The following is a 4,102-nucleotide window of genomic DNA, read 5'->3' as shown; positions in this document are numbered from 1 at the left end:
CGCCATCGTCGAGCACCCGGCGCTGGACGCCGCTCGCGACGGGGTCAAGGAGGCCCTCCAGGAGGCCGGCTACGAAGACGGCAAGAACCTCAAGTGGCAGTACCAGAGCGCCCCGCACCGCCCAATCAGAACAATTCGCTACAGCGCGCCAATACAATCAGGAGATCGCCGCATGATGCAGGCCTATAAGAATAAATGGTTGCCCCTCAGTGCCCTGGCCCTTGGCATGGCCCTGTCCTTCGGCGCCAACGCCGACGAGCAGAAGTCGGTGGCCGTGACCGCCATCGTCGAGCACCCGGCGCTGGACGCCGCTCGCGACGGGGTCAAGGAGGCCCTCCAGGAGGCCGGCTACGAAGACGGCAAGAACCTCAAGTGGCAGTACCAGAGCGCCCAGGGCAACACCGGCACCGCCGCGCAGATCGCCCGCAAGTTCATCGGCGACAAGCCCGACGTGATCGTCGGCATCGCCACTCCGTCGGCCCAGGCGCTGGTGGCCGCGACCAAGAGCATCCCGATCGTCTTCAGCACCGTCACCGACCCGGTCGGCGCGCACCTGACGCCGAGCTGGGAAGCCTCCGGCACCAACGTCACCGGGGTTTCCGACATGCTCGCGCTGGACAAGCAGATCGAGCTGATCAAGAAAGTGGTGCCGGGCGCCAAGCGCATCGGCATGGTCTACAACCCGGGCGAAGCCAACTCCGTGGTGGTGGTCAAGGAGCTGAAGGAACTGCTGCCGAAGATGGGCCTGAGCCTGGTCGAAGCCTCGGCACCGCGTTCGGTGGACGTCAGCTCGGCGGCGCGCAGCCTGGTCGGCAAGGTCGACGCGATCTACACCAACACCGACAACAACGTGGTGTCCGCCTACGAGGCGCTGGTCAAGGTCGGCAACGACGCGAAGATCCCGCTGATCGCCTCCGACACCGACAGCGTCAAGCGCGGCGCCATCGCCGCCCTCGGCATCAACTACAAGGAGATGGGCAAGCAGACCGGCCGCATGGTGGTGCGCATCCTCAAGGGCGAGAAGCCGGGCGAGATCAAGCCGGAGACCAGCGACAACCTGCAGCTGTTCGTCAATCCCGGGGCCGCGCAGAAGCAAGGCGTGACCCTGTCCGACGAACTGCTCAAGTCGGCCGCGGAAGTCATCAAGTAAAAAAAGCGGCCGCCGGCCGCGGGCGTCCCGCCCGTGGCCGGACGGCACGATAATCCTGCCTTCACGCACTCGGTTACGAAGTCATGTCTCTGTTTTCCCTGTTCGGTGCCCTGGAGATCGGCCTGATCTTCAGCCTCGTGGCACTCGGCGTATTCATCTCCTTCCGCCTGCTGCGCTTCCCCGACCTCACGGTGGACGGCAGCTTCCCGCTCGGCGGCGCGGTCTGCGCGACCCTCATCGCCCTCGGCTGGGACCCGTACAGCGCGACCCTGGCGGCCACCGCAGCCGGCGCACTGGCCGGGCTGGCCACCGGCCTGCTCAACGTCAAGCTGAAGATCATGGACCTGCTCGCCAGCATCCTGATGATGATCGCGCTCTACTCGATCAACCTGCGCATCATGGGCAAGCCCAACGTACCGCTGATCGCCGAGCCGACATTGTTCACCCTGCTGCAGCCGGAATGGCTCAGCGACTACGTGTTCCGCCCGCTGCTGCTGGTGTTCATCGTGATCGCCGCGAAGCTGCTGCTGGACTGGTTCTTCACCACCCAGAAAGGCCTGGCGATCCGCGCCACCGGCTCCAACCCGCGGATGGCCCGTGCCCAGGGGGTCAACACCGGCGGCATGATCCTGCTCGGCATGGCCATCTCCAACGCGCTGGTGGCGCTGGCCGGCGCGCTGTTCGCGCAGACCCAGGGCGGCGCCGATATCTCCATGGGTATCGGCACCATCGTCATCGGCCTGGCGGCGGTGATCGTCGGCGAGAGCATCCTGCCCTCGCGCCGGCTGATCCTGGCGACCCTCGCGGTGATCCTCGGCGCCATCGTCTACCGCTTCTTCATCGCCCTGGCGCTGAACAGCGATTTCATCGGCTTGCAGGCCCAGGACCTGAACCTGGTCACCGCGGTGCTGGTCACCGTCGCACTGGTGATTCCGATGATGAAGAAACGCCTGCTCGGCAAGAAGGGAGCCTGACCATGCTCAGCGCGAAGAACCTGAAGATCACCTTCAACCCCGGCACCCCCATCGAGACCCGCGCCCTGCGCGGCCTGTCGCTGGACATCCCGGCCGGCCAGTTCGTCACCGTGATCGGCTCCAACGGCGCCGGCAAGTCGACCTTCCTCAACGCGGTATCCGGCGACCTGCCGATCGACAGCGGACAGATCCTGATCGACGACGAAGACGTCACCCGCAAGCCGGTCTGGGCCCGCGCCAACCGCGTCGCGCGGGTGTTCCAGGACCCCATGGCGGGTACCTGCGAGGACCTCACCATCGAGGAGAACATGGCCCTGGCGCAGCGTCGCGGTGCCGGTCGCGGTCTCGGCAGGGCGGTGCAGGCATCGATGCGCGACGGTTTCCGGGAAAGCCTGGCGACCCTCGGCCTCGGCCTGGAGAACCGCCTCGGCGACCGCATCGGCCTGCTCTCCGGCGGCCAGCGCCAGGCCGTCAGCCTGCTGATGGCGGCGCTGCAGCCGTCGCGCATCCTGTTGCTCGACGAACACACCGCGGCGCTCGACCCGCGCACCGCCGACTTCGTCCTGCATCTCACCGCACGGATCGTCGCCGAGAAGAAACTCACCACCATGATGGTCACCCACAGCATGCGCCAGGCGCTGGACGTGGGCGAGCGCACGGTGATGCTGCACCAGGGCCAGGTGGTGCTGGACGTCTCCGGCGAGCAACGCAAGGGCCTCGACGTACCGGACCTGCTGGCGATGTTCGAGAAGGTGCGCGGCGAGAAGCTCGCCGACGACGCCCTCCTCCTCGGCTGACAGGGCCGCTGCGCCTCTCCGCGGCGAAGCGGGGAGGCGCCGTCGACCTGCAGCAGATCAAGGCGCGATCCGCGTCCGTCTGCCACACTCGCAGGCATCCTCCCGCTCAGATGCCCGCATGAACCTCGAACTGCTCTGGGTGGTCGGCCTGCTCGCCACCACCGTCGCCCTCTTCATCCACAACCGCCTGCGCCTGGACGTGATCGCCCTGCTGGTGATCATGGCCTTCAGCGTCAGCGGAACCCTTACCCTCAACGAAGCCCTGGCCGGCTTCAGCGATCCCAGCGTGATACTGATCGCCGCGCTGTTCGTGATCGGAGAAGGCCTGGTGCGTACCGGGGTGGCCTACCAGGTCGGCGACTGGCTGATCGCCCGCGCCGGCAGCAGCGAAGCGCGCCTGCTGGTACTGCTGATGCTGGCGGTGGCCGGGCTGGGCTCGGTGATGAGTTCCACCGGGGTGGTGGCGATCTTCATCCCGGTGGTCCTGAGCATCGCCGCCAAGCTGAAGATCCCTCCGGGCCGGCTGATGATGCCGCTGGCCTTCGCCGGACTGATCAGCGGCATGATGACCCTGGTCGCCACACCGCCGAACATGGTGGTCAATAGCGAGCTGGCGCGCGAGGGTCATGCCGGCTTCGGCTTCTTCGCCTTCACCCCGATAGGCCTGATGGTGCTCGCCATCGGCGTGGCCTACATGCTGCTCACGCGCAACTGGCTGAACGCCGCCAGCCCGGCGGAAGTCGGCGCGCCGAAGGCACGGCGGACCCTGCGCGACCTGATCCGCGACTATCGCCTGGCCGGCCGCGAGCGGCGCCTGCAGGTCCAGCTCGGCTCGCCGTTGATCGGCAGCACCCTGGAAGAACTGCAACTGCGCACCCGCCTGGGCGCCAACGTGGTCGGCCTGGAGCGGGTGCGCAAGTTCCACAGCGAGGTGGTCAAGGTCGGCGGCAGCACCGAGCTGAAGGCGGGCGACGTGTTGCTGCTGGACGTCTTCGCCCCTCCGGAGGACATGGACCGGCGCTGCGCCGAGCTGAACCTGGTGCGCCTGCCGTTCCGCGCCAGCTACTTCATCGACCAGTCGCGGGAGGTCGGCATGGCCGAGGTGACTCTGCCGCCGGACTCCACCCTGCTCGGCAAGAGCGTCCTGGAGCTGGGCTTCCGTTCGCAGTACGGGCTCAACG

4 protein-coding genes and 1 pseudogene are annotated in these 4,102 nt (G+C 67.3%); all 5 read left to right on the top strand.

Annotated elements, in window-relative coordinates; genetic code table 11:
• Positions 1-4 precede the first annotated feature (4 nt).
• Positions 5-67, top strand: a pseudogene (locus FFS27_RS34120) (hypothetical protein); the annotation flags it as partial.
• Between the two features lie 105 nt (positions 68-172).
• Positions 173-1,150, top strand: coding sequence for an ABC transporter substrate-binding protein (locus FFS27_RS29615; protein ID WP_003100588.1), 978 nt, complete (start codon positions 173-175; stop codon positions 1,148-1,150).
• Positions 1,151-1,233: 83 nt separating this feature from the next.
• Positions 1,234-2,124: an ABC transporter permease gene (locus FFS27_RS29610; RefSeq protein WP_003092881.1), complete on the top strand. Its 891-nt coding sequence runs from the start codon at positions 1,234-1,236 to the stop codon at positions 2,122-2,124.
• Positions 2,125-2,126: 2 nt separating this feature from the next.
• Positions 2,127-2,921: an ABC transporter ATP-binding protein gene (locus FFS27_RS29605; RefSeq protein WP_003092883.1), complete on the top strand. Its 795-nt coding sequence runs from the start codon at positions 2,127-2,129 to the stop codon at positions 2,919-2,921.
• A 118-nt stretch (positions 2,922-3,039) separates the two neighbouring features.
• Positions 3,040-4,102, top strand: a 1,063-nt coding sequence (locus tag FFS27_RS29600) for an SLC13 family permease (protein WP_137952406.1), incomplete at its 3' end; no start/stop codon positions are given.

Origin of the sequence: Pseudomonas sp. 2VD (assembly GCF_005503585.1) — a bacterium.
GTDB classification, from domain to species: domain Bacteria; phylum Pseudomonadota; class Gammaproteobacteria; order Pseudomonadales; family Pseudomonadaceae; genus Pseudomonas; species Pseudomonas aeruginosa.
This window is presented reverse-complemented; position numbering and strand designations above follow the sequence as displayed.

Bases quoted from the DNA above. Each gene is read 5' to 3' on its own strand.
- FFS27_RS29615 (WP_003100588.1), top strand. From the start codon at position 173: ATGATGCAGGCCTATAAGAATAAATGGTTGCCCCTCAGTGCCCTGGCC.
- FFS27_RS29610 (WP_003092881.1), top strand. From the start codon at position 1,234: ATGTCTCTGTTTTCCCTGTTCGGTGCCCTGGAGATCGGCCTGATCTTC.
- FFS27_RS29605 (WP_003092883.1), top strand. From the start codon at position 2,127: ATGCTCAGCGCGAAGAACCTGAAGATCACCTTCAACCCCGGCACCCCC.